Origin of the sequence: Mesorhizobium sp. WSM2561 (assembly GCF_000513915.1) — a bacterium.
GTDB classification, from domain to species: Bacteria; Pseudomonadota; Alphaproteobacteria; order Rhizobiales; family Rhizobiaceae; genus Mesorhizobium; species Mesorhizobium muleiense.
The window spans coordinates 13557-39587 of record NZ_AZUX01000053.1; the positions used below are offsets into that span (position 1 = coordinate 13557).

Annotated in this window: 30 protein-coding genes and 1 pseudogene; 17 read left to right on the forward strand and 14 right to left on the reverse strand. The window is 59.7% G+C overall.

From position 1 onward, the window contains the following. Positions 1 to 105: 105 nt before the first annotated feature. From M727_RS0129110 to proC, 3 genes are all read left to right on the forward strand, one after another. Entirely contained in the window at positions 106 to 1104 is a 999-nt protein-coding gene (locus M727_RS0129110) for a glycosyltransferase (RefSeq protein WP_027155560.1), read from the forward strand. Then, on the forward strand, positions 1073 to 2392 hold the full coding sequence (locus M727_RS0129115) for an O-antigen ligase (protein WP_027155561.1): 1320 nt from the start codon (positions 1073 to 1075) through the stop codon (positions 2390 to 2392). The genes M727_RS0129110 and M727_RS0129115 overlap by 32 nt, the downstream gene beginning before the upstream one ends. A gap of 127 nt (positions 2393 to 2519) precedes the next feature. Continuing rightward, entirely contained in the window at positions 2520 to 3335 is an 816-nt protein-coding gene (gene proC / locus M727_RS0129120) for a pyrroline-5-carboxylate reductase (RefSeq protein ID WP_027155562.1), read from the forward strand. Between the two features lie 244 nt (positions 3336 to 3579). Here proC and M727_RS37910 read toward each other — a convergent pair whose 3' ends face one another. Both M727_RS37910 and M727_RS0129130 read right to left on the reverse strand, forming a co-directional pair. Then, positions 3580 to 3738, reverse strand: coding sequence for a transcriptional regulator (locus M727_RS37910; protein WP_036263860.1), 159 nt, complete (start codon positions 3736 to 3738; stop codon positions 3580 to 3582). Beyond that, a complete protein-coding gene (locus M727_RS0129130) occupies positions 3738 to 5054 on the reverse strand; it encodes an NAD(P)H-dependent oxidoreductase (RefSeq protein WP_027155563.1) in 1317 nt (438 codons plus the stop codon). The genes M727_RS37910 and M727_RS0129130 overlap by 1 nt, the downstream gene beginning before the upstream one ends. Before the next feature lie 208 nt (positions 5055 to 5262). Here M727_RS0129130 and M727_RS0129135 point away from each other — a divergent pair, with 208 nt between their 5' ends. The 5 genes from M727_RS0129135 to M727_RS37915 all read left to right on the forward strand — a co-directional run bounded on the left by M727_RS0129135 (position 5263) and on the right by M727_RS37915 (position 9468). Continuing rightward, positions 5263 to 6498 carry a pilus assembly protein TadG-related protein gene (locus tag M727_RS0129135; protein WP_027155564.1) on the forward strand — a complete coding sequence of 412 codons (1236 nt, stop codon included), beginning with the start codon at positions 5263 to 5265 and terminating at the stop codon, positions 6496 to 6498. A 5-nt stretch (positions 6499 to 6503) separates the two neighbouring features. Then, on the forward strand, positions 6504 to 6947 hold the full coding sequence (locus M727_RS0129140) for a TadE/TadG family type IV pilus assembly protein (RefSeq protein ID WP_027155565.1): 444 nt from the start codon (positions 6504 to 6506) through the stop codon (positions 6945 to 6947). Beyond that, positions 6937 to 7347: a TadE/TadG family type IV pilus assembly protein gene (locus tag M727_RS0129145; RefSeq protein WP_023800272.1), complete on the forward strand. Its 411-nt coding sequence runs from the start codon at positions 6937 to 6939 to the stop codon at positions 7345 to 7347. The genes M727_RS0129140 and M727_RS0129145 overlap by 11 nt, the downstream gene beginning before the upstream one ends. A gap of 315 nt (positions 7348 to 7662) precedes the next feature. After that, a complete protein-coding gene (locus tag M727_RS0129155; protein ID WP_156941670.1) occupies positions 7663 to 8382 on the forward strand; it encodes a hypothetical protein in 720 nt (239 codons plus the stop codon). Between the two features lie 165 nt (positions 8383 to 8547). Then, entirely contained in the window at positions 8548 to 9468 is a 921-nt protein-coding gene (locus M727_RS37915; protein WP_023800270.1) for a YihY/virulence factor BrkB family protein, read from the forward strand. 37 nt (positions 9469 to 9505) lie between these two features. Here the strand turns inward: M727_RS37915 and M727_RS39360 are convergent, their stop codons facing one another. After that, positions 9506 to 9790, reverse strand: coding sequence for a DUF3606 domain-containing protein (locus M727_RS39360; protein ID WP_051505790.1), 285 nt, complete (start codon positions 9788 to 9790; stop codon positions 9506 to 9508). Positions 9791 to 10015: 225 nt separating this feature from the next. Here M727_RS39360 and M727_RS0129170 point away from each other — a divergent pair, with 225 nt between their 5' ends. Further along, positions 10016 to 10279 carry a hypothetical protein gene (locus M727_RS0129170; protein ID WP_027155567.1) on the forward strand — a complete coding sequence of 88 codons (264 nt, stop codon included), beginning with the start codon at positions 10016 to 10018 and terminating at the stop codon, positions 10277 to 10279. A 206-nt stretch (positions 10280 to 10485) separates the two neighbouring features. Continuing rightward, positions 10486 to 10686 carry a CsbD family protein gene (locus M727_RS0129175; protein WP_023800267.1) on the forward strand — a complete coding sequence of 67 codons (201 nt, stop codon included), beginning with the start codon at positions 10486 to 10488 and terminating at the stop codon, positions 10684 to 10686. A gap of 364 nt (positions 10687 to 11050) precedes the next feature. Here the strand turns inward: M727_RS0129175 and M727_RS0129180 are convergent, their stop codons facing one another. After that, a complete protein-coding gene (locus tag M727_RS0129180) occupies positions 11051 to 11251 on the reverse strand; it encodes a hypothetical protein (RefSeq protein WP_036263866.1) in 201 nt (66 codons plus the stop codon). A gap of 320 nt (positions 11252 to 11571) precedes the next feature. Between M727_RS0129180 and M727_RS37925 the strand changes: the two are divergent. Beyond that, positions 11572 to 12464 (forward strand): annotated as a pseudogene (locus tag M727_RS37925) (transglutaminase family protein). Positions 12465 to 12667: 203 nt separating this feature from the next. Here M727_RS37925 and M727_RS0129190 read toward each other — a convergent pair. The 4 genes from M727_RS0129190 to M727_RS0129205 form a co-directional block, all read right to left on the reverse strand. Beyond that, positions 12668 to 12967: a DUF1236 domain-containing protein gene (locus M727_RS0129190; RefSeq protein ID WP_023800265.1), complete on the reverse strand. Its 300-nt coding sequence runs from the start codon at positions 12965 to 12967 to the stop codon at positions 12668 to 12670. Positions 12968 to 13478: 511 nt separating this feature from the next. Next, complete coding sequence (locus M727_RS0129195) at positions 13479 to 13703, reverse strand: hypothetical protein (protein WP_027155569.1); 225 nt, start codon at positions 13701 to 13703, stop codon at positions 13479 to 13481. Positions 13704 to 13710: 7 nt separating this feature from the next. Beyond that, positions 13711 to 13956, reverse strand: coding sequence for a hypothetical protein (locus tag M727_RS0129200; protein WP_027155570.1), 246 nt, complete (start codon positions 13954 to 13956; stop codon positions 13711 to 13713). A 223-nt stretch (positions 13957 to 14179) separates the two neighbouring features. Then, positions 14180 to 14869: a Crp/Fnr family transcriptional regulator gene (locus M727_RS0129205; RefSeq protein ID WP_027155571.1), complete on the reverse strand. Its 690-nt coding sequence runs from the start codon at positions 14867 to 14869 to the stop codon at positions 14180 to 14182. Between the two features lie 642 nt (positions 14870 to 15511). Between M727_RS0129205 and M727_RS37930 the strand changes: the two genes are divergently transcribed. Both M727_RS37930 and M727_RS43345 read left to right on the forward strand, forming a co-directional pair. Beyond that, positions 15512 to 15781 (forward strand): hypothetical protein, encoded by a 270-nt coding sequence (locus M727_RS37930; RefSeq protein ID WP_036263870.1) that lies wholly within the window; start codon positions 15512 to 15514, stop codon positions 15779 to 15781. 182 nt (positions 15782 to 15963) lie between these two features. Beyond that, positions 15964 to 16104: a DUF982 domain-containing protein gene (locus M727_RS43345; protein ID WP_245269039.1), complete on the forward strand. Its 141-nt coding sequence runs from the start codon at positions 15964 to 15966 to the stop codon at positions 16102 to 16104. 645 nt (positions 16105 to 16749) lie between these two features. Here the strand turns inward: M727_RS43345 and M727_RS37935 are convergent. Beyond that, complete coding sequence (locus M727_RS37935; RefSeq protein WP_084646952.1) at positions 16750 to 17487, reverse strand: methyltransferase domain-containing protein; 738 nt, start codon at positions 17485 to 17487, stop codon at positions 16750 to 16752. A gap of 459 nt (positions 17488 to 17946) precedes the next feature. Here M727_RS37935 and M727_RS41895 point away from each other — a divergent pair, with 459 nt between their 5' ends. Both M727_RS41895 and M727_RS0129245 read left to right on the forward strand, forming a co-directional pair. Then, positions 17947 to 18093, forward strand: a complete 147-nt coding sequence (locus tag M727_RS41895; protein WP_023802242.1) for a KTSC domain-containing protein — start codon at positions 17947 to 17949, stop codon at positions 18091 to 18093. Between the two features lie 591 nt (positions 18094 to 18684). Continuing rightward, positions 18685 to 19122 carry a VOC family protein gene (locus M727_RS0129245; protein ID WP_027155573.1) on the forward strand — a complete coding sequence of 146 codons (438 nt, stop codon included), beginning with the start codon at positions 18685 to 18687 and terminating at the stop codon, positions 19120 to 19122. A 165-nt stretch (positions 19123 to 19287) separates the two neighbouring features. Here M727_RS0129245 and M727_RS37945 read toward each other — a convergent pair whose 3' ends face one another. Beyond that, a complete protein-coding gene (locus tag M727_RS37945) occupies positions 19288 to 20043 on the reverse strand; it encodes a DUF1194 domain-containing protein (RefSeq protein WP_198032718.1) in 756 nt (251 codons plus the stop codon). 379 nt (positions 20044 to 20422) lie between these two features. Between M727_RS37945 and ligD the strand changes: the two genes are divergently transcribed. Continuing rightward, a complete protein-coding gene (gene ligD, locus M727_RS37950; RefSeq protein ID WP_051505792.1) occupies positions 20423 to 22246 on the forward strand; it encodes a DNA ligase D in 1824 nt (607 codons plus the stop codon). Positions 22247 to 22262: 16 nt separating this feature from the next. On the opposite strand, the gene M727_RS40755 is transcribed toward ligD, so the two are convergent. Next, positions 22263 to 23255 carry a glycoside hydrolase family 68 protein gene (locus M727_RS40755; protein ID WP_084646954.1) on the reverse strand — a complete coding sequence of 331 codons (993 nt, stop codon included), beginning with the start codon at positions 23253 to 23255 and terminating at the stop codon, positions 22263 to 22265. Between the two features lie 666 nt (positions 23256 to 23921). Here M727_RS40755 and M727_RS40765 point away from each other — a divergent pair. Continuing rightward, positions 23922 to 24221: a KTSC domain-containing protein gene (locus M727_RS40765; protein ID WP_245269040.1), complete on the forward strand. Its 300-nt coding sequence runs from the start codon at positions 23922 to 23924 to the stop codon at positions 24219 to 24221. Here M727_RS40765 and M727_RS0129270 read toward each other — a convergent pair. The 3 genes from M727_RS0129270 to M727_RS42555 all read right to left on the reverse strand — a co-directional run. Beyond that, complete coding sequence (locus tag M727_RS0129270; protein WP_027155576.1) at positions 24114 to 24995, reverse strand: hypothetical protein; 882 nt, start codon at positions 24993 to 24995, stop codon at positions 24114 to 24116. The two genes, M727_RS40765 and M727_RS0129270, sit on opposite strands and share 108 nt — an antisense overlap. Then, positions 24992 to 25387 carry a phage holin family protein gene (locus M727_RS0129275; RefSeq protein ID WP_023800246.1) on the reverse strand — a complete coding sequence of 132 codons (396 nt, stop codon included), beginning with the start codon at positions 25385 to 25387 and terminating at the stop codon, positions 24992 to 24994. The genes M727_RS0129270 and M727_RS0129275 overlap by 4 nt, the downstream gene beginning before the upstream one ends. Then, positions 25384 to 26031 (reverse strand): hypothetical protein (locus M727_RS42555; protein ID WP_198032700.1); only part of this gene is annotated, 648 nt, incomplete at its 5' end. The genes M727_RS0129275 and M727_RS42555, both read right to left, overlap by 4 nt.

Consider the following 26031-nt stretch of genomic DNA (forward strand, 5'->3'; position numbering starts at 1 on the left):
CCCGGCGTTGCCGATTTGCGGGCTTGTCCACGAAGGTGATAAACGAAACGTTATCATCACGGATGCTATCGAGAGCCAAACTCACCAATCCCGGGCTGGACGCGGATGATCCCTTTGCCATTGGACGGTTCGGTATCGATCGCAGGGCGGTCGTCGGGACTTGTCGCCGCTGCCGTCGAGGCGGTCGTTACGCTGCCGACCTTCAAACGGCCCGAGCAACTGCTGGCGACGCTGGCATCGCTCAAGGCCCAGGAAACCGGCAGACGTTTCGCAATCATCGTCATCGAGAACGAAGCCGAGGCGCGCGCCGGCGCCAGGGCGGCGCTGCCGCTGTTCGAGGGCGGCGACATCCCGGGCATGGTGATCGTCGCGCATGAGCGCGGCAATTGCAGCGCCTACAATGCCGGCTGGCAGACGGCTATCCTCCACTTTCCTGACTTCAGCCACCTGCTGGTCATCGACGACGACGAGATCGCCGATCCGCAGTGGCTCGAGCGCATGTGCCATGCGGCCGAGACGCTCGGTGCCGACATTGTCGGTGGCCCGCAAATGCCTGTGTTTGCCGACGCGGCCCATGCCAATTGGGCCGAGCACCCGGTCTTTGCGCCACCTTATCGGCAGACCGGGCGGGTGCCCGCGCTGTATTCCTCCGGCAATTTGCTGGTCGGCCGCAACGTGCTCACCGCCATGGGGCCGCCCTTCCTCGACCTGAAATTCAACTTCATGGGCGGCGGCGATTCCGATTTCCTGAGCCGGGCGGCACAAGCAGGTTTTGTGCTTGGCTGGTGCGCCGAAGCGCAAGTGCATGAAACAGTTCCAGCCCGGCGCATCGAAGCCGACTGGATTCGTGCCCGCAGCCTGCGCAACGGCGTCATCTCGACATTGGTCGAGAAGAAGAAGCGGGCCGGCACGCCGTTCGCCGGCACCAGGGTTTTCTTGAAGAGCCTGGCGCTGCTTGCCGTCTCGCCGTTTCGCGGCGCGGCCAGGCTGGCGCGGACGGGGTCGTTGGCGACGGCCTTATACCCAATCCATGTCGCTGTCGGCCGCGTGCTTGCCGAATTCGGATACGCCAATGAGCAATACCGGCAGCCTGAGAAGAACTGAACGCGCGCCGCTCAGCGCGGCCTTCACACGCGACGGTGTCGCGACCGCGGTCGCCGCGCTGCTGTTCACCGTCATCCTGGTGTCGTTCCGTCCGTTCCAGCCGGCCGGCGCCGCAACGACCGGTGATGGCGGCGACATCGTCAACCAGCTCGGCTTCGGCTCGCTTGGCGCCATCTCGGTCTTCTCGCTCGTAGCTTTCGCCGACCCGCGCGTGGTGCGTTCGCTGCTCAGCCCGTCCTGGCTGCTGATGCTGGCTTTCCTGATGTTCTCGGTGGTGATGGCAACCGATCCGCCGTCTGCCATGCGCGCCGCCTTCTTCACGCTGATCGGCATTTTGACGATGGCGACGATCCTGGCGCTGCCGCGCGACGCCGAAGCTTTCGAGAAAGTCATCATCTTCACCATCGTCGTCGTCATGGGCCTGTCCTATATCGGGCTCATCGTCTTTCCAAACGAGGCGCTGCACACCGCCGCGTCGCTGGAGCCGGAACATGCCGGCCTGTGGCGCGGCGTGTTCACCCACAAGAACATCGCCGGGCCCGTCATGGCCTGCTTCAGCTTCGCCGGGCTGTACCTCTACCGGCGCGGACAGCGGCTCTGGGGCGCATCGATCTTTTGCGCAGCGATGATCTTCATGCTGCACACCGGTTCCAAGACGACGGCCGGACTGGTGCCGTTTTCGATCCTGATCGTCGTGCTGCCAAGCCTGATCGGCATGCGGCTTGGCACGCCGATCCTGTTCGCGCTGGCCATCATCGCCGCAGCGATCGGCACGCTGGGCATCGTCTTCCTGCCGCCGGTGAAGCATCTGGCGGCACTCTATTTCCCCGACCTGACCTACACCGGGCGCACGACTCTTTGGGAGTTCGCCGGCGAGATGCTGGCGAAGCGACCGTGGACCGGCTATGGCTTCGAGAGCTTCTGGGGCACGCCGCTGCTGTTGAACCAGGACCAGCCTTTCGACCGCGCCTGGGACATCAGAACCATCGTGCACGGCCATAACGGCTATCTCGACATCGCGGTGCTGATGGGCATCCCGGCTTTGTGCGTGGCGGTCTACACGTTCCTTGTCGCGCCGCTGCGCGATTACGTGCGCATTCCCTTGCGCAAGGAGAACATCTATCTGGGCGACTTCTTCATGATGGTGGTGCTGTTCGCAGCGCTGAACGCCTTCCTTGAAAGCTTCTTCTTCCATCGCGCCGACCCGGTCTGGCTGTTCTTCGTGTTCGGCATGTTCGGACTGAGGCAAGTGTCGCTGCGGCCGATGGCGGTTCGTGGTCCGTCCTGATCCTCCGTCCCAACAGGGCTTCCCCGCCCCGCCACGAACGTCTATGGGAAGCCATCTTTTGGTTTGAGCATCGGATTTTGCCAAAACCGGTACCCACTTTTGGGTCCGATGCTCTGCGGAGGCTCCAATGACGATCAAGCTTGTCCTCGCCGGTTGCGGCAATATGGGCTACGCCATGCTTTCCGGCTGGCTGAAATCGGGCAAGCTCGCCGCGGCGGCGGTTTTCGTGGTCGAGCCCAATGCCGATTTGCGCAAGCGCGCCGAAGCGCTGGGCTGCAGTGCTGCCGCGGATGCCGGCGGCATTCCGGCAGACGCGGTGCCGGCCCTCGCCGTCATTGCGGTGAAGCCGCAAGTGATCCGCGACGTGACCGCCGCCTACAAGCGCTTCAATGATGGCCGCACCACCTTCCTCAGCATCGCCGCCGGAACGCCGGTCGCCACTTTCGAGGCCATTCTGGGCGATCGCGCGCCGGTCGTGCGCTGCATGCCCAACACGCCGGCGGCGATCGGCAAGGGCATGATGGTGGTGTTTTCCAACCGGCTGGTCTCCATCGATACGAAACGTTTCGTTGCTGATCTGCTTTCGGCGAGCGGTGAAGTGACCGATATCGACGACGAGGGCCTGATGGACGCGGTGACGGCGGTGTCAGGGTCTGGCCCGGCCTATGTCTTCCATTTCATCGAAGCACTGGCGGTGGCTGCCGAGACGGCCGGGTTGCCAGCCAAAACCGCCAGGCTGCTGGCCGTGCAGACGGTCTATGGCGCCGCCTCGCTCGCCGCCGAAAGCGGCGAAGATCCGGGCGTGCTGCGCCAGCAGGTGACCAGCCCCAACGGCACAACGGCCGCCGCGCTTGCCGTGCTGATGGGCGAGGACCGGCTGACAAAACTGCTCACCGAAGCGGTGGAGGCGGCGCGGCTGCGGTCGATCGAGTTGGGGAAGTAGCGGCGGCTTTGCGAGTCAGGCGTTGATATTCAGCCGGCGGTCGATCGACCGGGTGAGCTGCTGCCTGCTGTTCAGTGCAGCAGCGCTCGAAGGTCACAGAATCTCCGTTTTCAAACGCTGCGATGCTCAGAGGTAACCGCATGGATCCTAGGACCATGCCGTTACAGTGGCCCAGAAGTGCAGCGATCCAGTGGTCAGATCGAGCCGCATCGCCGTTTCGATATGGTCGTTCCATTCGCCGGCATCAGGGATGTCCCCACAACTCGTCGATCTCATCCTTGATCACAGGCCGGCCGTTCTTGCCCGCTCTGGCTTTGAGATCGTGGGCAATGGCTGCGAGTCGTTTGGCCAGAGGAATGCGTCCACTTTCCCGCTTCAATTCGGATTCACGCGTCTCGATCATTATCCTAATCCGTACAGCATCTCGTCCTGCAGCCGGCGCAAGGCGAACAGCCTGGTGGTCGGGTCGGGCGCGGCATTGGCTGATGTCAGCAGCTCGCCCTTGCTGACCGGCCTCAGCACCCTGCCGCCTTCGAGCAGGCCGACCGGCATGGCGCGGTTGGCGCGGGCCTCTTCGACAGTCATCGTCCAGGAGCGGTAGCAGGTCTCGCCGATCGCGTCGAATGTCTCTCCCGCCGCCAGATCGCGCTTGGCCACGGCGCAGACCTCGGCAACCGGCCTCGGCAGCGGCACCATGTCCGGCTTGCCATAGAGCGCGATGCGCGCGGCGGTGAGCGGCACTTCCAACGAGGTCAGATGATAGGGCCGGAAGAAGCTGTAATAGGGTCCATGGCCGATATGCAGATCGTCCATGCGCTCGATGATGCGCGGATGCGTGGCCTCGACGATCACGAACACGCCGGGCGCCACGCCTTTGCCGATGGTGTAGTCGACGACGCCCTTCCTCGACAGGATGCCGCCGTCGGCGCGCGGGATGAGCACCTTGGCCAATTCATCGCGGTCGGCCTTGGGACCGTGCATGCCGGCAATGTCGGGCACCAGCCCGGTGGCGTTGGCGATGGCGCACATCTCGACCATGGTCTTCGAGCCGTCGACGAACTCGACCAGCATGCGCGGGTTCATGTTGCGGCGCAGCGCTTCCGCGCGATAGTCATCCGGAACGGCGTCATGGTTGAGCGGATTGTTCTTGCCCTTGCCGGCCGAGACGATGGTGTAGCCGAGCGCGGAGGCGAACTCGATCAGTTCCATGCAGCTCGACGGCTCGTCGCCGGCGCCGACCGAATAGACGACGCCGAGCCGGTCGGCCTGCTGCTTCAGATAACAGCCGATGGTGACGTCGGCCTCGACATTCATCATCACCAGATGCTTGCCGTGCTGCATCGCCATCAGGTCGAAATCGGCGGCGACGCCGGGCTTGCCGGTGGCGTCGATGACGACGTCGATCAGCGGATTGGTGACCAGCATCTCGTTCGAGGTGATGGCGATTTTTCCGCTCTCGATCGCCTCGCTGAGCTTCGACGGCGTATCGGCCTCCCGCGCCATCGCCTCATCGCCATAGGCGATGCGGATGGCATCACGCGCGGTGTGCGGGCGGCGGGTCGAGACGGCGCACACCGAAATGCCCGGCATCAGCATGCCTTGCGTCACCAGGTCGGTGCCCATCTCGCCGGAGCCGATGACGCCGATGCGCACCGGTCGGCCTTCCGCGGCGCGCTTGGCGAGATCGCGGGCAAGCCCGGTCAAGGCGACATTGGTCATGCGCAAGTCCACTGCTTTTGATTTGAAGGGGGAATAGCAGGGAACGGCAGCCTTTTGCCAACGAAACCGGCCCTCGTCGGCAATTTCTTGCGCATGCCCCCGGGGGAACTGGAAGCTGGTTGAGCGTCGGCGGATAGCGAGGAGCGCAGCTAACAAATCGAGTGAAATTCTTAGTCATTTCTTTATGCATCGCTGCTTGAATAGGCAAATGGGATGGGGTGGCGGTACCTTCAGGCGTTTTTTTAGCTGTCCGCTACGAAATAGCGAGAGCGGCAACGTTGCTATTATTTTTGCCCTGTCTTTGCCGATTGTTGTCGGCGGAGCGGGCCTCGGTGTCGAGACTTCCTATTGGTATTACAGCAGCCTGAAGCTACAGGCGGTGGCGGATGCGGCAGCCTATGCTGGCGCTTTGGAAAAAGTTTCGGGATCCGACAAGCCAACGATTGTCTCGGCCGCGACGCTGTCAGCGACCACGAACGGCTGGGGACCATCGACAGGCACAATCGAGGTCTTCACGCCTCCATCGTCCGGACCGAATGTCGCAAAAAAGGCGGTCGAGGTCATCGTCCATCAGACGCTCGATCGATTTTTCACATCGATATTCAGTCAAAGCGCGGTCGGCGCACAGGCAAGGGCCGTGGCTCTTATCACGGACGCGTCAAAAGCCTGCGTTCTGGCGCTCAATCCTTCCGCTTCGAGAGCGGCGCTCTTTTCCGGCAGTTCGAACCTCAAGCTGACCGGCTGCTCCGTCATGTCGGATTCAATCGCCGCGGACGGCCTCAAGCTTCAAGGGTCGGCATATCTGGAGGCCGATTGCCTGATATCGGCAGGCGGTGTTTCATTGAGCAACGTTGTAAAAACCGTTTGCGCGAACCCGCTTACGCAGGCGCTGCCCGCTGCGGATCCTTTTGCCGACTTGCCGGCGCCGCCAGCCACGAACCCCTGTCAAAACGACAATCAGTCGACCTTGCAACCTGGAAGATACTGCAAGGGGCTCAGCTTGAGCGGCAGTGTAACGCTCTCGCCTGGGGTATATGTCGTTGAGGGGGGCGATTTCAAAGCAAGCGCGAACGCAAATATTTCCGGCGACGGAGTCATCATCTATCTGGCCGGCAGCTCCGGCGTCAGCATGAACGGCACGGCCACCGTCAAGCTTAGCGCCCCGACGTCAGGCACCTATTCGGGTGTGCTGTTTTACGGCGACAGAGCAAACCTGGCGGGATCGAACACATTTAATGGCACGGCGGATTCGCTTTTGACAGGCGTTCTGTATTTTCCAACGCAGGAGGTTAAATATCTCGGCAATTTCTCGGGCCAGGGTGGTTGCACACAGGTCGTCGCCGATACGATAGAGTGGTCCGGCGCTACAAGCATCAAGCAGGATTGCACGAGCCTCGGAATGCGAGAGATTCCGGCCGCGCAATCCGTTCACCTTGTCGAGTAATCGTCATGGAACGGCGGTCAGGTCGGATTTTCCGGAACGATTCGGGTGTTGCTGCGGTGGAGTTTGCCCTGATTGTGCCGATCCTTTGCCTGGTGCTTTTCGGCATCATTGACGGCTGGTCTTTCGTATCAAGCTCGCTGTCGATGCGCGCAAGCGTCAAGACGGCGGCAAATCTTGTGATGGAGGGAGCCACCGACGACGCGGCCACCCAAGCCGTCGCCCTTTCAAGTTGGGAAAACCATCCCGAAGGCGCACAGGTTACACTGGGCCGGAAATACATGTGCGGAAGCACCGTGGTCGATGCATCGAGCCTGTGCAACGGGGGGACGAAAGCTCCCTCGGTCTTCGTGGAAATAAAAGCGACGGCGACCTGGTCCCCGCCCTTCATTTTTGGCGCGTTTTCTCTTTCTCGCGAGATCGGCCATCAAGAGGTGATCCGTGTCCGCTAAGCGGATCGCGAGAGCGTTCAGCCGTGATGCATCAGGCGGGACTGGGCTGGAATTCGCGCTGATCGCACCTTTTCTGATAATGCTTTTGTTCGGTATCTTCGCATTCGGCTGGGCTCTGAATGCCATGTCCAGCGTTCGCTATACGCTGGAAACGTCCTCACGTGCGCTGCATTTGAAGAACTCGCTGACCGAGGCCGAAATAGAGGCCATAGCCACAGAAAAATTGCTGGGTTTGGGATTGAAAGATGTCGATGTGACGATAGCAATCGACCCTCCCAGCGGCGGCTTCCGCATGGCGCATCTCACGGCCAGATATGCTTTCGTGATCGAGTTCCCGTACTTCGACCAATATCCGATCAATTATGCGACAACTGTCACAGTTCCGTTGGTTGGATCGTGAGAGCGTCCAACAGTACGCAACAGGCGGTGGGGTGTCGATCGATTAACACCGCCGCAGGGTCGATGGCGGCGATCGGTGGCGTGAGCGAACGGGTCGTCGTCGCTACAAAGGCACGTTTCTGGACAGGACAGCCATCACCGCGCTAGGCCGGACCAGGCTCGTCACGCTTGCGCAGTCATGCCGTCAGAGCGCCGGCAAGCGGCCGGGCATCGGGCGCGGCATGCGGAGCGGCAACTTGACAAAGGCCCAATCTTTCAAATTGAGTGAAATCACGATCAATAGAGAGTCGGTGCGACAGACATGGGCGAGACAGACATGGCATGGAGCGAAAGAAAGACCGGTTACGGCAAGGACCATTATTTCATTCAAATGGGCCTTGCGCTGCTGGTGCTCGTCTTTCTCATCGCCCTGCCGCTCGCCTTTCTTCCCGAAGACATACGGAAGTTCTACCTCAGCGAGGGCGGTCCCATCGAAGTCTTCTCGGCCGCCGGTTACCTGATCGTCGTGGCGACGCTTGTGCGGGAAATGTCCTATCGGGAGCTGCTCAAGCGCTGGTATCTCGTTGCCATCTCGATCGCGATGTGCCTGCGCGAGCTGGATTTCCATGCGCATTTCACCACCCACAACATCACCAAGACCACCCTCTACATTTCGCCTGACGTTCCGCTGTTGGAAAAGCTGATCGGCGCGACGGTCGTTATCGCCCTCGCCGTTGCCTTCTATTTTCTCCTCAAAGACGGCCTCCGTAGCTTTGTGCACGGGCTTCGCCACGGCGAGGCGACTGCCGTTGCCATTGCCGCCGCTATCGGTTGCGCCGTCCTTTCGAAGGTCATCGACGGGGCGCCGTCAAATCTCACATTTCTCGGCATCCATCTTGCCCGGAACGATACCTCGACAGTGTTCGAGGAAATCCTCGAATTGGGGATTCCGGTCTATCTGGCCATCGCGGCATTCGCGGCCTTCCCGACGCAGGATGGTCTCACAAGAAGAGCCGCGGGGCAGGTCGCGCCAAACAAGCGGGGATCCGTCACCTGATTGCTCTGCACAGAGGATTTGGTTCTTCGACTGAGCCTGAAAGGGACTGTGAGCGGTCGCTGCCGAGCGACCTCCAGCTCCCAATCCTATAGAGGTTTGCGACCTGCCACGGTCTGGTCCGCCGCGGCACTGCCTCTATTTGCTTGAGAAGCAGGCGAGGCAAACATGTGGGATGTGGCGAAAGAGGGCTGGACGCTCCTTAAGGAGAGCATTGTCGGCTTCATCAATGACAATGCCTTGAGCCACGGCGCAGCGATGGCGTTTTATGCCACGACCTCGCTTGCGCCGATCCTGCTCATCGTTGTCGCCATCGCAGGCATGGCCTTCGGAAACGATGCCGCACAACTGGCGCTTTCGGCCCAGCTGGCGGGCCTGATGGGTCCGCAGAGCGCCGAGCTTTTGCAAGCGACAATCGAGAACGCGTCACAAAAAGAGGCGGGAACTCTTGCCAGCATTTTGGGGCTCGTCACGCTGTTGGTTGCCGCATCCGGCGTCTTCGGCGAAATGCAGGTTGCCCTGAACGAGATCTGGAAAGTCAAACCGGTTGGCACATCGATTTCACGGCTCGTCCGGGCGCGCGCTGCCAGCCTGGGTCTCGTCGCGGCGCTTGGCTTTCTGCTGCTGGTATCCCTCGTCGTAAGCGCTGCAATTTCGGCGCTTGGCGATATCATCAACGCATATCTGCCCTTTGGCACCCTCATCCTGAGCGCAATCAACGGGATCGTGTCGTTTGCCATGATCGCCCTGTTGTTTGCGGCAATCTACAAGATACTGCCCGACCGCGCGCTGCAATGGCGCGACGTTGGCGTCGGCGCCGTAGCGACGGCGTTTCTCTTCACGATCGGCAAGTCACTGATCGGCTGGTATATCGGGACCAGCGCCATCGCTTCGTCATACGGGGCAGCCGGTGCACTGCTCGTCGTGCTGCTGTGGGTCTTCTATTCGTCCGAGATCTTTCTGTTGGGCGCCGAATTTACACGAGCCTACTCGGTTCGATATGGCAGCCGGTCCGACCTGGAGGCGACCATTGAAGCAAGTAAATCGCAAACAGAAGCCGGCGACGGCGGCCAGGATCGAAAAGTCTAAAACGAAGTCGTCGGCTAGATTGTTTTCCGCAGTCCGCTCACTGCGTCCCTAAGCCATTTCCAGCATCAACACTGGCGCTGAGACGCCCGGCGCGGCGCCCCGAGGCGAGCATGGCCTTGGGGACATCCGGTCGGAGCGACGCGCGAAGCTCCTTCGCCGCAGCCACCAGCCTGGCGCGGTTGCTTCCATATCTATTGATCAACTGATGGACTTGCGCTGGGGTGATGCCGTTCTGTCGGGCAAAATGCCTTACCATATAAGCTTCGCTGCCGGAGATCCGATCCCGGTGGCGGGGATAGAGCTTCGCCGCGTCGGCTGTCATGCTTACTCTCCTTTGGTCACGTTTGCTCACGATGTACGATTGGCCAACGCAAAACGGGCGAATTCGTTGCCGCATGCGACACCAATGCAATTTGCTTTTTCGCCGCAGGCCCGAGCGCCCGGCCAAAGCAATCGGGTCGAAGCACGTATCTGGTTAAGTCCATACGTCGATTTTTCGAGACTCAGCCCTCAGGCACGCGCATGATATGGGCAGGGAGGAAAAGCCATGCGCGAATTGCCAAAGAGCATTGACGCAGACGTTGTAATCGAAATCAGCAGGTTGCTCGACGACCGTGCGAAGTCGGCACCAGTGCCAGTCCACAAGCTTGCCTCGATGATCTCGAATAGTCTCGAGACCGATCTGCCGACAGCTTCCATCGAAGAGTTGATCGTTGAAATGGCCATGACCCGCCAACTTCCGATGCTGTTCGATCTGCCGGGGGCGGATGCAGACAACGTCATATCGATAGCCTTGGCGCGCGCCAGCTGATCCGGCTGAGGGACCTTTCCGGCGAGTGTGATTTCAAGACGCGGATCGTTCCCGTCCTGCTCCAATCGCCCCGCTGGCTCCGGCCGGCGGCGTGTTTGCCGCGTCGCCAATGACAATCGTCATCGGCAATAATCGTCATGGCGATCCGCTGTTTGGGAACATGTGGTGTCCAGTTGCATTTCCTCTAGACAACAAAGGAGGAATTCATGAACTGGGATCAAATCAAGGGAAAATGGATGCAGTTCAAAGGCCAGGCCAAGGAGCAATGGGGCGACCTTACCGACGATGACCTTGATCGCATCGAGGGCAATCGTGACCAACTCGCAGGACGCATTCAGGAGCGGTATGGAATCGCCAAGGAAGAGGCAGAGCGCCAGGTAGACGACTGGTCCAGAAGCCTCACCTGAGTCTTCAATATCCAGGCTGCGCCGTCGATCGGCGCGCCTTCGTCGTCCTAGCTAGGGCGAAGCAAGGAGCGAAGCGACGCGGCGCAGACCCTAGGATCCATGCCGTTACCTCAGAGCGTCACGACGGTGCAGAACCGTTGATGGCGGAGGGAGGCGCCCCCCTCTGTCCTGTCGGACATCTCCCCCACTTGGGGGGAAATCGGATGTCGGGACCGCTTTCGCCAATCTCCGACGTCGCAAAGAGGGCGCCCACAGTGACATTGCCAATCTCCCCCCTTGTGGGGGAGATGTCCGGCAGGACAGAGGGGCGCTGTCCCGCCAGCATCAAAATACGATCGCCGCGACGCCCCGATGTCACGATCGGCTAGCGCGCCGATTGTCTCTTGGCTTGCACGGCGACGGCGGTGAGGAAAGCCGTTGCGGCAGTATCGCACGCCGCTCGGGACGGGCTATAGGCGAAAAGGATCAGCTCGGCAGCCCTTGTCGTAAGGCCGTGCTTTTTAGCGAAAGCAGTTATTTCGTAAGGCTTGTCGTGGTCTATGGCCAGTTCGTAGTCTTCATTCATTGCTTCCTCCCGTTTGCGACGTTCCTCGCCTTGGCCCCTCCGCGGCGCAAGGATTAACTTCCCCGGTCTTGAGAGAGTCTACCAATTAGAGATTGCAAAAGGCCTGCGGCGCAAGTCCGCTGCTTCTTTCGCGGCCATGCTGCCGACAGAACCAAGAACAGCGGGCCAGCATGGATGATCAATTCGGCGCTAGCCGCGCCGATCTGTTCATCAGTCCGCCTGATACGGCCGTCTTGAGGGGCAGCAGCCCCATTTTGTCCGCTGCACATCAAAAAAGATTATATGATGGCGCTGATATCGCAGGTGGTCGACGCAAGCCAATGCCGATCTTTTCAGTCAAGCACACGACCGTCTATCGCTATACGCAGCCGGTGACATTCGGCGAGCACCGGCTGATGTTCAGGCCGCGCGACAGTTTCGATCAGCGACTTCTGGATCACGCCCTGTTAGTCGACCCCGAGCCGAAAGAGATTGGCTGGATCCACGACGTTTTCGGAAACTGCGTTGCCGTAATCGATTTCAACGGCTCGGGCGACGAACTGCGTTTCGTGACAGACATTCGGCTCGATCACACGCCGCAGCATGCGCCCGATTTCCGTATCGATGACGCAGCACTCAGCTATCCATTTTCCTATGATCCCGACGAGGCAACCGACCTCAGCCAAACCATCGAGCGCCATCACCTCGATGATGCGACGAGATCGGCAAATGGGCACGACAGTTCGTGAGCGCCAAAGGGCGCACCGAGACCGGCAAATTGCTGATGACGCTTTGCTACGCCATCCACGAGAGCTTTGTTTATTCGCGTCGAACTGAATCAGGGACGCAACCGCCTCTGATGACCTTGCACCTGCGTCGAGGCACATGCCGAGACTTTGCGCTGTTCATGATGGAAGCGGTTCGTTCGCTCGGTTTTGCCGCCCGGTTTGTGACCGGTTATGTCTATGTGCCGAACCGCGACAGCGGTTCTGTCGTCGGCGGCGGGTCGACGCATGCCTGGTGCCAGGTCTATTTGCCCGGCGCGGGTTGGGTCGAGTTCGATCCCACCAACGGCATTGTCGGCAACCGGGATCTGATCCGGGTGGCTGTGGCCAGGCATCCCGGGCAAGCCATCCCACTTTCGGGAAGCTACTGCGGCAGCGCGTCGAGCTTTCTCGGCATGACGGTGGAGGTCAAGGTGGTGAGGGAAGCCGGCAATCACCAGCATCGATAAAAATCAGCATCTTCCAATATATTCGGAACTGTTCGCGGGAGTTTGCTCGCCGGTGTCTGTCGGGATTTTACGCGTTTCGCAATTCACGCCGTTGCATGACTGTTCCAGCGCGATATTGCACCTTCTATCTCTGCCATCGGCATATCGGGAAGGCGCCAGCCCGCCGCGCCTTTCGGCACGACGGGCTTCAGCGTGGGGTCACGTCAGTCGTAGACCTTCACAATCTTGCGGGTACCTGGATCGACCAGGACAGTTCGGCCATCGATGACGACGTAGCGGTACTGAACGTCCGGCACCTCATAAAGCTCGACTGTTTCGGGCAAAGCTGTGCCGATGTTGAGTTCGACGCCAGGAAGGCTGAGTGATGCCACCGGTTTCTTTTTCACGTATTCGCGGATCACGGTGTCATGCTCGGGTTGAATAATGACGTCCTGAGCGGCAGCGGCGCTGACACCGACGAGCAGAAGCATGCCTGCCGCAGCCAATGTAAGTTGCTTTCCCATAATAGCCTCCAAGCAACCTTCAGCTGCGGTGCTTGATTGCTACCGCGGCGGGTTGCCTAGTCATCTCAACGATGCGGAGCAATTCTTGTTCCACCGGCGGTGCGCGAAACGGCTGCCACGGCCTATCGACGCCGATGTTTGGCGGCGCCCGCGAACGCCCGCTCAAGGCCTGGTTTCTTCTTGAGGCGGCGCGTTTGGGACTGGACAATCAGGCTGTGGCCATTTTTCACACGCAGAGGGCCTGTCGCCGGCGTCGCCATAACGTTCCACGAGTTTTGCGAAGCCGTAGGCGAAGGCGGAAAGCAGCGCCAGGATAACCACTATGCGAGCGGCCATACGGGATTATAGCAGGCTCCCGCTCAGGATGATCCAGCATAAGCTGCGCTCGGCAGGCCGGCGACGCGCAAGTCCGCTCGGGAACATGCGGCGCCATCGTCGCGGACGATGTGCGCTACCAGCCTGGTTCCGCCGTGAGAGACCGAGGCGCCGCAATGCTGCTGCCCAGAGGCGTCTAGGGGGCCGCATCGAAATCGATCGCAAATCCCGCGTCGATGGCGCTTCTCGCAATGAGATCGCCAATTTGCCAATCCGTGAGTTCGCAAAGTGGAAACATCTTCCTCACGGCGATGGTCACTTCGACTATCGAAACGCTTGGATTGTCGACATGATCGATCAGGTAGGGGACAATCGCTTGCCGAACATCCAATGAATTTGGCTTCTGCAGCGGCGTGGACATTTCCGGCCTACGAATGGAGCCGTGGTTCCAGGCCATCGGCTGTTTTGGCGTCGAAGGCAACGGGCACGCCGTGCACTACGCATGCCGCCGCCAGCATCTCCTCCAACTCGTGGTTGGTGGCCTTGCAAGCCGGCATGAGTGTTCGAATGGCGCGGATCGCCTGCGCGATCGAGAGATACCGAGCCTTGCCTCTGGAAAGGACATAGGCCTCCGCCGCGCCTTCAACCGTGACTGTGTGAAAAGTGTGGCTCATCAACAGTTCCTCCCTGCCAATTATACGACTTTCGTCTAACATGCTGCGGCCTTCAAGCATATGTCTGATATCGGACAATCAGGCGGAGCGCGTCGCGTTTGACCGGCCTCATGCGACGCGCTTTAGGATGTTGTTTTCATGCATGTCGTTATCGCAAAACCGCTGCACACCCTCGGGTCAGGCCCTGGGTCAGGCCCGAGGGCATGCTTTTGTGCGATATGCATTAGCCGAAGTGACGTTGCTCCTCGTCGCCATAGGCACCGTGTGTGAGCTTTATCATTCCGGCACGGTCGACGATTGAGATCTCGCCGCGCCTGGCGTGAACCAGCCCCCGATATTCAAGCATTTGCAGGGCGGTGGTAACCCCGGGGCGCCGAGAGCCGAGCATGGTCGCCAGAAATTCATGCGTCAGGTGGATCTTGTTTCCCTCGGTTCGGTCGTGGACCATCAGCAACCAGCGGGCCAGCCGTTCCTCGATCTTGGAATGGCCATTGACCAGCGCCGTCCGGGACGACTGGACAAGGAAGGCGTGGGCATAGGCAAGCAGCGACGCGCGAAGCGACTGGCTCTTTGCCACCTCAGACTGAAGATTCTCAACCGGCAGGCACCAGCCATTGCCTGCGACCTGGATGTAGGTCTCATTGGGAGAGCTGTCTTGGCCGAGAATGACGGCAACGCCTGTCATGCCATCAAAGCCAATGATCCCGACTTCACTCTGCCGCCCTCCAGTCATGGTGGCGACCACCGAAGCGATACCCGCTTCTGGAAAATACACATGCTCGATCGGCTGATACGGGACCTCCAGCTGGGCTTTGAGGTCGAGTTGGACATGATGCATTGACGGCAGCAGCAGCGCGAAATCCTCTGCGGAGAGGGCTTTCAGCACATGATTGCGAGGAAGGGACTGGGACACGGCTCTCTCCCGGACGGGCAAGAGCACGTACCCTCTTACTGTCGGCTGCATCCGCAGCACCGGCGGCCGATATCGAAGCATAGGCTGCAAACACGCGATTGGCAAAACCTTCGCCACCCGCGGCCGAACTCCAAACTGAGACAAGGTGGCGGCGGTCGATCCGGCGCACTCGCGCATCCCCGCGCGCTGGCCCCGCGCAGCTGCGCACAGGGCGGCTTAGAAGCCCTTCCAGAAAGCCTTGAAACTGGTGCTGCGAGAGAGGATTGAACTCTGAGTCGCTGTAATGGAATCAACAGCTTACGAGCTTTTTGTAACACTGTGACGTTCATCAAATGACCCAGGCATCAGATCGAACGCTGAGCGGCGCGAACGCAAACCGAGGCGGTATGAGCATCTGCCACCCCTTACAAGAACCTTTTGATGGCGGCCGAAATTTCGGCGGCTTTGTCTTCATATGTCCTGCCCCGGGGCGCTTGGATGACAAGATACAAGTGGCTTGAGGCCATGCCTCCGGCATGCATTTGCGGCAGCTCCGCCGGGCGCAATCACTCTCCGGCCGGCCAGTTCATGTTTCGTCACTGCATCGAAGCAGACATCCACGTCTGATGCTAGGATGTTGCTCGAGCGGCTCGCCGGCAACAAATGAAAAGCCTGCGTCACGTAAAGATCGGATTTCCTCAACTGCAACTTGGCGAGAACGATTTCAAAGACTTTGTTGAATGGCATTTCGGGAAGGTAACCGAGCGGTCCGAGCTGGCGCTGCTTGGCCGAGTGTTCAATCGCTTGAGGTTTGACGGTCAATCGGAACAACAACGCGAAACGCTCGCGTCCCGAATTATTGCCAATTACATGGCCGGAGTGGTGGACGAGGAAGAACTTCTGTCGGCTTTGAAACAAGCGCTGGGGCGGTAAGCGACTGGCATGACCCGGAAATGAGAGCCGGTCAGAGAACTCGATCGAGCCGCCGCTGTGATCTCGCCTCTACCAAACAAGTGAGCATCCCCTAATTTATTCATCATGAGACTCCTCTGGTTCTCTCCCTCCGTCTACGTGAAGGCGAAACGTGTCGAGGGAGCCGCTCAGGAACTCGTGGCGTGGGACACAAAGGCTCGAAATGGACGAAGGCGGTCCCATCATGCGTTGACGCGTTCGAGGGCAGAGTGTCCCCCCAAGAGGTCCGTGAAGCCTTTGAGGCGGCGGCCAAGGAGGCGACCGTATATCTCTCGCCTGAGTAGGAGGTATCATGGCAACCCTTTGGTTCGTCCCTCCGGTGTTCGTGAAGACTGAAACGGAAGGTGCCAGGCATGGCTGCAACAATGCGAGGGCAGCCCTTGAGCAGCTCAAGACGTGGACCCGGAGAGGACCTCACTGGCACAAGGCGTGGACCCTCTGCCTGTCAGCACTGGAGGGCGACCCGATTGACCCTCACGTGATCCGAAAGGCTTTCGTGGCTGCCGCTAAAGAGGCGGAGATGTATCTCTCGCCTGAGTAGGAGGTATCATGGCCATCCATTGGTTTCACCCTCCCGTCAACATCGAGACCGACCGACCTGGGCTCACCTACGGCTGCAACAATGTCGAGGGAGCCGCTGCTGAATTCATGAAGTGGACCAAGCGGGGACTATGTGGAGGCAGTTAAGGCCTGCATGGCCGTCCATGATGGCGAGCGCACGCCCGACGACGTAAGGAAGGCCTTCGAGGTTGCTGTCAAGGAGGAGGGGCTGCTACGCTCCTCCTCTAATTAGGCTCACTTCCGTGGGCGCTGTTGAACACCGGATGCCGCAGAGTGAGCTGCGCTATTTGCGTGCGAGCACGACGTGAGCCTCTTGGGGGAACATCAGCTCCCCTCCAGTTGAATAGATTGCCAGCGAAGAACTTACATCACCCATAATCGCTGCGATGACTGCGTCGCGGTGTCCGGCATCCATTCCGCTGACCAGCCCTGCCTGCGGAGTCGCTGCCAGCTGTACGCACATATTCCTTTGACGAGGGGAATCGGATGTTCTGTGTCGTCGTGTGGATGGTCACCTGACGAAATCCCGCCCCGGCCACCAATCGGTAAAGCTCGTCCGCATCGGCGAGTGAATGCTCGGACCGTTTCGTTGCCGAAGCGCCTGGACCGAGGTGTCGATCCAAGGCGTCCACCAGCGCCTTTGCCGCAGGAGTGCGCTCAATAGCGCTGAAAACGCTTAAGGCCAGTCGGCCGTCAGGCACCAGCACCCGGAACATCTCACGTAGCGCACTCGACCGGTCCGGGAAAAACTGCAGTCCGAGCTGGCAAAGAACCAGATCGAAGGTGGCGTCAGGGAACGGCATTTCGAGCGCGCTTCCCTCGTGCCAGTCGATACGCGGTCCAGCGCCTGTCGGGAGGGATCGAGCAACGGCAAGCATGCCCGTGTTGATGTCGAGGCCGACGACCTGCCCACTTCCTATACGCTCGGCCGCCAAGCGTGCCACCACGCCGGTGCCGCAAGCTACGTCCAGAACCCGCTCACCAGATTGAGGCGCAGCACGATCCACCAGGTCGGCAGCCCACAGGGCTGTGATTGCCGGGACCAGGTAGCGCTCGTAGAGTTCCGCGGCGCTGCCTTGCAGCTGCCACTGCTCCTGCTCGGCCATAGCGTTCCTTTCCGCACAACGAGCCGCTCGGCAAAAGGCTCGATCGGCGCTTTTAAGCAGTCATCATAGGCGCGCGTCTGTCAAACAAGCAACCGCGCCAACCGGCGGTTGGTAGACGCGCCGCAGCCGGCGCCGTAGGATTTTTCCACGATCCGTGAACCGGGCAAATCCCGACCCACCCGAGCTCGGTGACCGCTTGATCGCCCCGTCGCTCTCCTGTGCGGCGGGTTTTTTTGTTTCCTATGGAACACCGGCATGGGCAGGACGTTCGCCTCCTGCAGCATCTTCTGTGCTGCGAGATCGGTGTCCCCTCCCGATCAGCCCGCGTCCTTCCTCTCCGTGGGCGCGGGCAACTTCAGATGGACTCTCTCCCTGATTGGAGTAGTCACGTCATGCCGTCGACCTCGATACACAAAACGGAATTACGATCCGGAGCGCAAAGTCCTCTCGGTGTGGCTCGTGGCCAGCGGTAAATGCTACCAGTTTGAGGACGTGCCGCCGGAGACCTTCGCCGAGTTCCAAGCCGCCTTCGCCAAGGGCCGCTTCTTCAACGGCCACATCCGAAATCACTTCCGCTACCGTCTGGTTGGACCCGCGGTCGACTGAGCAGCATCAGCGGACGATCTCTCTTTTGGCAGGGATGCGGCTCATTCGTCGCGGCCGTCCGGCCAGCTTTTGCGAGGGCAAGGTCGGACATCGGAACGAAAGGCGGATTCGCGAATTTCTACTGCTAGATAATCGGAATCGTCGCCCATGAGGCTCGCGACCCTCCACCTTGAAACTGCGAGATACGGCGATGTATATCGCGCGGAAAGGCTCGCGCGGTTGAGGCAGCAAATGATCCGGCACATCAAGCGCACTGACGCCTCGGCTCAAAAAGTCGAGCAAGCGCTGGCTAGTTTGGCCGAAGCAAACGCACCCATGGACCGGCTCGCGCGGCATCAGTAGGGCCGCGCTCGTGCGCGCCTCCGCATCGGCACGATGTGCGGCGGGTTGCTCGGTTGCTGCATGTGGCGTTCTCACCACATCCGTTTCGTGATGCCTGTCCTTAGCCCCCTGGGGCCGCAGAATTGTAGACATGTGGACACGACCGCACGTCCACATGTCATCATCTATCGGTGTTGGGGGCACTCAAGCGTCCGCTGTTAGACTAGGCGACACCTTGTAGATTGGAACGACACCCTGGAGATTCGAAACATGGCGCTCAAGCGGATGGACAACGTAGGAATCGTCGTCGAAGATCTCGGAGGGACGATCGATTTCTTTCGCGAACTCGGCCTCGAGCTCGAAGGGCGGTCCACGATCGAAGGAGAATGGGCCGGACGTGTCACTGGACTGGGCGATCAGCGTGTCGAGATTGCCATGCTGCGCACACCGGACGGCCACAGCCGGCTCGAGCTCTCCCGCTTCCTCACGCCGCCTGTCGTCGCAGATCACCGGAACGCCCCGGTCAACGCCTTCGGCTACCTCCGCGTCATGTTCGCCGTGGACGACATCGACGAGACGCTTGAAAGGCTCCGCACGCGCGGCGCGCAGCTCGAAGGCGAAGTAGTCCAGTATAAAGACGCGTATCGGCTCTGCTACATCCGTGGGCCTGAAGGGCTCCTCATCGGACTAGCCCAAGAACTCAGCTGAGCGCAATACGAAGACAAATGGCGAAGAGTGACCAATGCCAGCGAGCGCGTCCGAGGCCGACCCGCCTGTTCGACGTCCATCCCTCCACAGTCGGCCGCGTTCTCGCCAAGCACGATTAGGTCGTCAACCCGGGCTGGGTCGCCCGCGAATGCCGCCGTCAGCAGCCTAAGAGCGTGTCTCGCCGGATATGGAACTTACTTCTCGGACTAGCTTGTTTATTATGGCCCATTGGAATTCAGCCGAGCTGTCGGCTGGAATGATAAACGAGCCGGCCCCCCCGATAACGTGCCGCTCATAATATTCCGAAGTCGTCTCACCATTTTCCACTTCCGCTCCAATCGGGAGACCGTTGATTACTATGGCTTTCTGAAGCGCTCTCTGGCGGCTTTCCTCAAGTGAAGATCCGTCATTGTTTGTTCCGTCGCCTGAGATATCGATGACCCTGCGCAACGTCGGGACAGGAAGTTTGTCGAACGCATCAACAGATACGTCAATGGCGTATGAGATCGACGTTTTCGCACTGTGCGGATCACGGTATTGGCCTTGCGACTTTTTCCGGATTGCTTCCGCGATAGCCGACGCATCATTCGCGTCAGAGAGAACGGTCCAATCCAGCCGCGTTTTTAAGGAGCCGCGGCTCGACCATTCGACAAAAGTGACAGCGATCTTGCCGTGCATACCCTCTTTGATCACCTTCAGCACGGTCGATGATTCCAAAGCAGCCGCGTAGCTCTCGCGTTGTAGCGTGGCCTCTATCTGGTTGATGGAGCCGGACATATCGGCCGCAAGGACGATTGCGACATCGACTACGTCGACTCGGTCATCGAGAAGAAGCTTCCCGCGAATCTCACAAGGACAAAGATCGTTCGTATAATAATTGCCATGAACAGGCTGGTCAGCGACCAGAAGAATCCTTAACAATCCTACGCTCAGCACGGTAAAGGGAGAGGACTTGCATCTCCCATATATCCTCATAAGCTTATGGCGTTTGTTTCTGCTGGTCGCAGAGTTCAATTAAATCTGAAACGAACAAGTCGAACAGATCAAGTTAGAGGGACTTGCTGATAAACAGTAGCGCCTTCTATATTAGCTCTACATAATTTTAAGAGTCAACAAATACAGGAGGGATGACCCACGACGCGGCGCCTCGCGCCTTTGCTCGTCCGCCATCGGCGTCCTGCATCTTGGCGCACCTGACAACCGTGAAGCAATGCCAACCTCCGCCGGGACCGCACTTTGTTTCGGAACCGATTCGAACAAGGGCTATTGATTCAAATCGTAGTGTCTGGAGTGCGGGTTCATGCTTACCGAGCCTAGCGTTGGCCGGCTGTCTTTTGTCGAATTCCAAATGCCCACGCTGGTCGAGAAGCCGCCCAAGGGCCAGGGATGGATTCACGAAATCAAATACGATGGCTACCGCACTCAGTTGGTCGTCGATCGGGGCAAAGTGCAGGCCTTGACGCGACGGGGCTTCGATTGGACCGACAGATACGGCGCGATCGTCCGCGCTGCGGCTGAGCTAAAAGCAAAGCGCGCAATCATCGATGGCGAGGCGACTGTATTAGGCGCTATGGGACTTCCTGACTTCCAAGCGCTACGCCGCGAGCTTTGGAATCCTCAATCGACAAAGCTGATCTTCCATGCTTTCGATATCCTTCATCTCGACGGCAAGGATCTGCGGGAGGCTCCGCTGCTGGAACGCAAGCGCGCCTTGCAACGTCTCTTGAAGAGCGTGCCGCCGGCGCTGGTCTACGTCGACCACTATGAGGGCGACGGGCCGACCGTGTTCGAGCACGCGTGCAAAATGGGCCTTGAGGGGATTGTTTCGAAGCGCGTGGATTCTCGTTACCGCTCCGGCCGGCAGGAGAGCTGGCTCAAGCTCAAATGCGTCAAGAGCGACAATTTTCCGATCGTTGCCTTCGTTGAAAAACTCGGTGCAAGGCCGCGCAGGATTGCCTCGCTTTATCTCGGTCGCCGCGAGGGGAATCGCGTCCACTATGCCGGCAAGGCGCAAAGCGGCTATACCCTGCGCGATGCACGCGAAGTGCGTGAACGATTGGACCCACTGATTGTGGCGAAATCTCCCCTCTCGGAACCGATAGACAAGCCCAAGGCAACTTGGGTGCACCCGGCAGTCGAGGCCGAAATCCAATATAGCGGGATCACCAATGACAGACTGCTGCGTGAGGCGGTGTTCAAGGGGCTGCGCGATGATCTGAGCCCACCAGCCCGCGCGCCGCGTTTAGCCCGTAAGCGGCCGCCGTCCGATGAAAGTTTGGGCGTCCCGCCCGAAAACATTCTGCAATTGCTGCCCGACGCCTTCGTGCCCTCGAAAGAGGATCTGATCGGATATTGGACGAAGGTAGCGAGGAAGGCGCTCGTCCACCTTGGCCGACGCCCGCTCAAGCTGGTTCGCCACTCCCACGGCGTCACGTTCTATCACAAGGGCAGATTGCCCAAAGTTCCGGATGCCGTGCATCAGCTGCGAGTTCAGAAACGCGAAGGTGGCGAAGGTGTGAGGCTGTGGGTCGATGACCTTGATGGGCTTCTTGGCTTGGTGGAAATGGGCGTTGTCGAATTGCACCCATGGAACGCCACCATTGATGATATCGAGCATGCCGACCACCTCGTAATAGATCTGGATCCTGGCGAAGGAGTCGAATGGGAGCTAGTTGCCGGCACGGCTTTGGCGCTCCGCGATATGCTGCGTTCAGCAGGACTCGACAGCTGGCCGAAGGTGACTGGCGGCAAAGGCGTGCATGTGATGGCGCCGCTGAACGCTGCGATCACCCACGATGCGGCCAGGCAGTATGCACGCAGGCTGGCGCAGCAGCTGGTCAACAAGTATCCCGATCGCTACGTGTTGGCGGCTGCGCCGTCCGCCCGCGTAGGGCGGATCTTCCTGGATTATCTCCGAAATGGGCGAGGAAACACGGCGGTCGGTGCGTATTCGCCAAGAGCCGGACCACACTTTCCGATAGCAGCTCCCGTAACCTGGAGCCAGGTCGAAAAGGGAATTCTGCCAGACGCGTTCACGCTGCAAAGCCCATTTCGACCGACGCCGCAGACAAGCCTGCGGAAAGCGGGTCGCGCTCGTGCCAATTTTTCAGATCGCCCGACGTGAAGGAAGACCAGAGACTTTAATAAGTCGGCCGATCTGGAGATCGTGGCTCGACCAACGCCAATCTTCCGCACGCGTCAAAATGGATTGGAATAGGGTCGCAGATTGTCCCCGAAAACCGCTCCTCCGGACCCGAAATGAAGGCAAGTAGATAGTCCTGGTCACCATGTGTAAGAAGGCGCCCGGCATATATCTCGCAGTCGGATGTACCGTATAGGAATGGACCGTCCGCTGGTTTCCATGGCCCCAAGGGATGATCGGCAGCAAGATAGTGGATGCCCGCTACCGGCTCTCCCGGATAGTTGCGTTTGAATTCTTCCGACCAACATTGTGAATGTGTGCAGAAGAGGCAGAACCATTTGTCGCCCCGCTGAAAGACTTGGGGGACCTCGATTTCCCCGAAAGATCCGACATAAACCGGAGGCTGAAGCTGCCAATTTACAAGATCGTGCGAATGGGCAACGCCAATTGCACCAGAGGCATTGGTATCCGATGGCATCGGCGATCGGGCCGTGAAATACATCAGCCAGCCAGAGCCCTCGGGGTCACGTATCACCCAAGGATCTCGCAGCGAGCAGTCCTTCCAGCGCCGCGGAACGCAACCCTCGTAATACTCGGCATTCTCACCGGTGCGCTCGAGCGCAAGGCCCTGCCTTCTCCAATGGACTAGATCGGCGCTACTAGCGCGTCCGATCCGTTGTATTTTGCCCTCTTCAGCGCGTGATGTCCCGGTATAGAAGAGGGTCCATGAATTCCTGTCGTTCCGCACAACGCAGCCGGTCCAGATCGTCAGATCATCAAAAGACGGAGTTTTGCTCGGCCGGAAAACCGTTCCCCGATACGTCCATTTGCGCAGGTCAGGACTTGTGGCAAGGCCCCAGGTAACATTCCAGTGTCGCAGTTCGGGATTCCCTAGCGAGCGATCGGCCTGCAGAAAGAAGGCATGCCAGAGTCCCTGATCATCCCGGCAATACCAGCTGTCCCATATCCATTTTCCTTCGACGGTCAACATTGGATGCCTCTGACGTCGCATTGCCAACCACTCTGAAAGAAAACCATCAGCGCACGCTAACGTTCCGCTTCAAGGCTTACGGCCGGGGAGGCAACCGGACTAATCTTGATTCCAAATATCGTGCGAACTTGGTTTCGGACTTGGTTGCCCAACGCGCGGTTCAGGTTGACCTTGTCGGCGGCCTGTCTGCCGGCCTTTAGGCGTCGGTCGCTACGCGGGCCGATGCTCGACACACCAGCCGTATTTCGGGATGGGTTCGCGCGAACTCTTTCTCGTGTGGTGGGTCTTGACCAGGATCAGGCCCCTTTCCACGGGGGCGAGCTCTTCCAGGCGGTCGTTCAGGCACCGGACCAGGCCGACCTGGAACGATCGGGTCAGGTGCCGACGGCGAAGCGATCCCCGATAGGCGCGCCTCTGCTTGAAGCGCCGGCTTTCGACGTCGCGGTAGCGGGGTCGGTCCACCTTCACGCGGTGGACGGGGACGCAAGTTTAGGTCGTTGCAGACCCGCGTTCAGGACGATCTGGCGATCTTCTAACTACCGTCATAGGACCCAAAGGGGAGAAACCTAGCAGGCCCGCGCCGAACCAAGGTGTGAGCGTTATGGCGTTCACCTCGATACGCAAACGGAATACGATCCGGAACGCAGAACCCTCTCGGCATGGTTCGTGGCCAGCGGTAAATGTTACCAGTTTGAGGACGTGCCGCCGGAGACCTTCGCCGCGTTCAAAGCCGCCATTGTGAATGCCGCTACTTCAAGACCACATCCGCAATCCCTTCCGATCCGGTGTGGTTACGACCGGCGACGGTGCCGGATGACATCGTATGGACCAAGCGCGTCATTCAGGCTGGTGGCGACGCTATGTGGTGGTAGAAGACTCGTCCGACGACCCCGGCAAACGATCGCGAATGGCTTCCTCAGTTCTGTTTGCGGTCGATTCCACAACTTTGCCGACCTTGCCTGCTAGGGTGCCGGCATCTCCACCCGAGCCTTGCCGGTCGGCCTCTTCCTTGACCGTTTCGTAGGCCTCGGCGGCAACTTGCTTTGCTTGCTCCAGGCCCGTTTCGAAAACCTCCTCCGCACTGTCGCGAATTTTGTCGCGGTAGGCGCCAAGTTGCTCGTCCTCGGTGGCTGTGTGGGGCAGCATCACCCCGATGGCAGTGCCCAGCGCAAGGCCGACTGCGGCGATAGCCAGCGGTTCGCGCTCGAAGAGGTCTTGTGCCGATTGGCGCGTCCGAGCCGCTATCTCGCTGGCGCTTGAGCCGAGCTGTCCGGCGGTTTTTGTCATCCTCTCCTTGGCGCCCGTTGCAGCGTTTGCTGCAGCTTCGGCCGCGTCGCTTGCTGCTGATGTAACCGAACCGGCGGTATCGGAGAGCATCGCCCCGATTCCGGACCCTTCGTTGCCCTGGCTGAAATCATCGCCGCGCAAGTTAGAGAAAGCGTCAGGAGCTGTGCCTGTCCGATAGGCGGCGGCAGCTGAGTTGGTTGCCGACGTGCCGTCGCCCAGCATCAGCCAGGCCAGGCCGGCTCCAATCAACGTCAATGGCAACGGGTTGTCCCTGACTTGCGACTTGAGATTGCCAAGCATGGCGGATCCCTCGCCACCGGCGAACATCCCGGTAAATTCGTCGATCAATTGACCCGGTGTCATCTTGCTGCGGATCGAATCGGCGGTGTCTGCTACTTTAGCACGGGCGATGTCGGCATCGCGCTCGAGCTCGGCTGCGGATTTTTCGCTCATCTTATTTGATCCTTGATCACGCGCGCGTCGCGCTTGAGTTGGTCTTGTGTGCGATCAGGCGTCAGCTCGGAAGGAGCCATGCTTTTCGTGCCGGAGCGCAAGAGAATGATCCCCAGTATCGCGACGACGATTCCAACCAGCAGCGAGGACCATCCCGCTCCCAGGCCGGCACTCGCCAGGGCGATTACGAGTGCTTGCAAAAGCACCATCAAGGCCGCGAGAAGGCATATGGCGCCGGCCAGAACCTCGGCGGCGCCTGCGCCGGCCTTGCTGATTTTCTCCGACATTTCGGCCCGCAACAGCCTACTTTCGGTTTGAAGCAGGCTTGTGACCTGCTGTGCCAGATCGCTGACGAGGGTTGCGAGGCCGCGACTTTCCTGATTGTTGGTCATGGGTTCTGCCCCAGGCTTGCGCCTGCCAAATCCCTGTCGTCTCTAGGCTGATTGAAGGGGGGCGGCGTAGTGTCAGGTGCCTCTGCCGATCGCGTAGCGGACTGATCCGAGTTCGAAACCGTTTCTGAACCCCCGTCTGTTTGCGATCGACTCGGTGTCTCGGTCCGGGCAGATGGCGGCGAGCTCTTGATAAACCGCCCCAGCGCCAAGCCTGCCAATACTGAGCCGGCTATCAGCGCCCCTGAGTTTTCGCGGCCGAAAGACCGCATCTCGCCAAGAACATCTTCGAATGGTTTGTCCTTCAACGAAGATGAAAGGCGTTCAAGCGAGCCGGCGGCATCGAGGGTGAACTTCGAAGCGGTCCGTTGATTGTTATTGGCCAGATGCTCGCTTGCTGCTCGCAAGGCTCCGCTAAAGGCCTTCAGGTTGGAGCTGATATCGCGCTGTGTTCCCTCGGCTTTGTCGAACAACGCCTGCTTCGCTTCAGCAGCGTAGTCGCCCGCCTTCCTGGCGAGTTCGTCGCGAGCGTCGTGTAGCGCCTCTGTCGCGGTCTGCGTTTCCTGCTGGAACCGTTCGGACAGTTCGCTTTTGGCTGTTTCGAAATCGGCCGGCTTACGGCCCTGATCGTCTTCGCGCTGCATGGT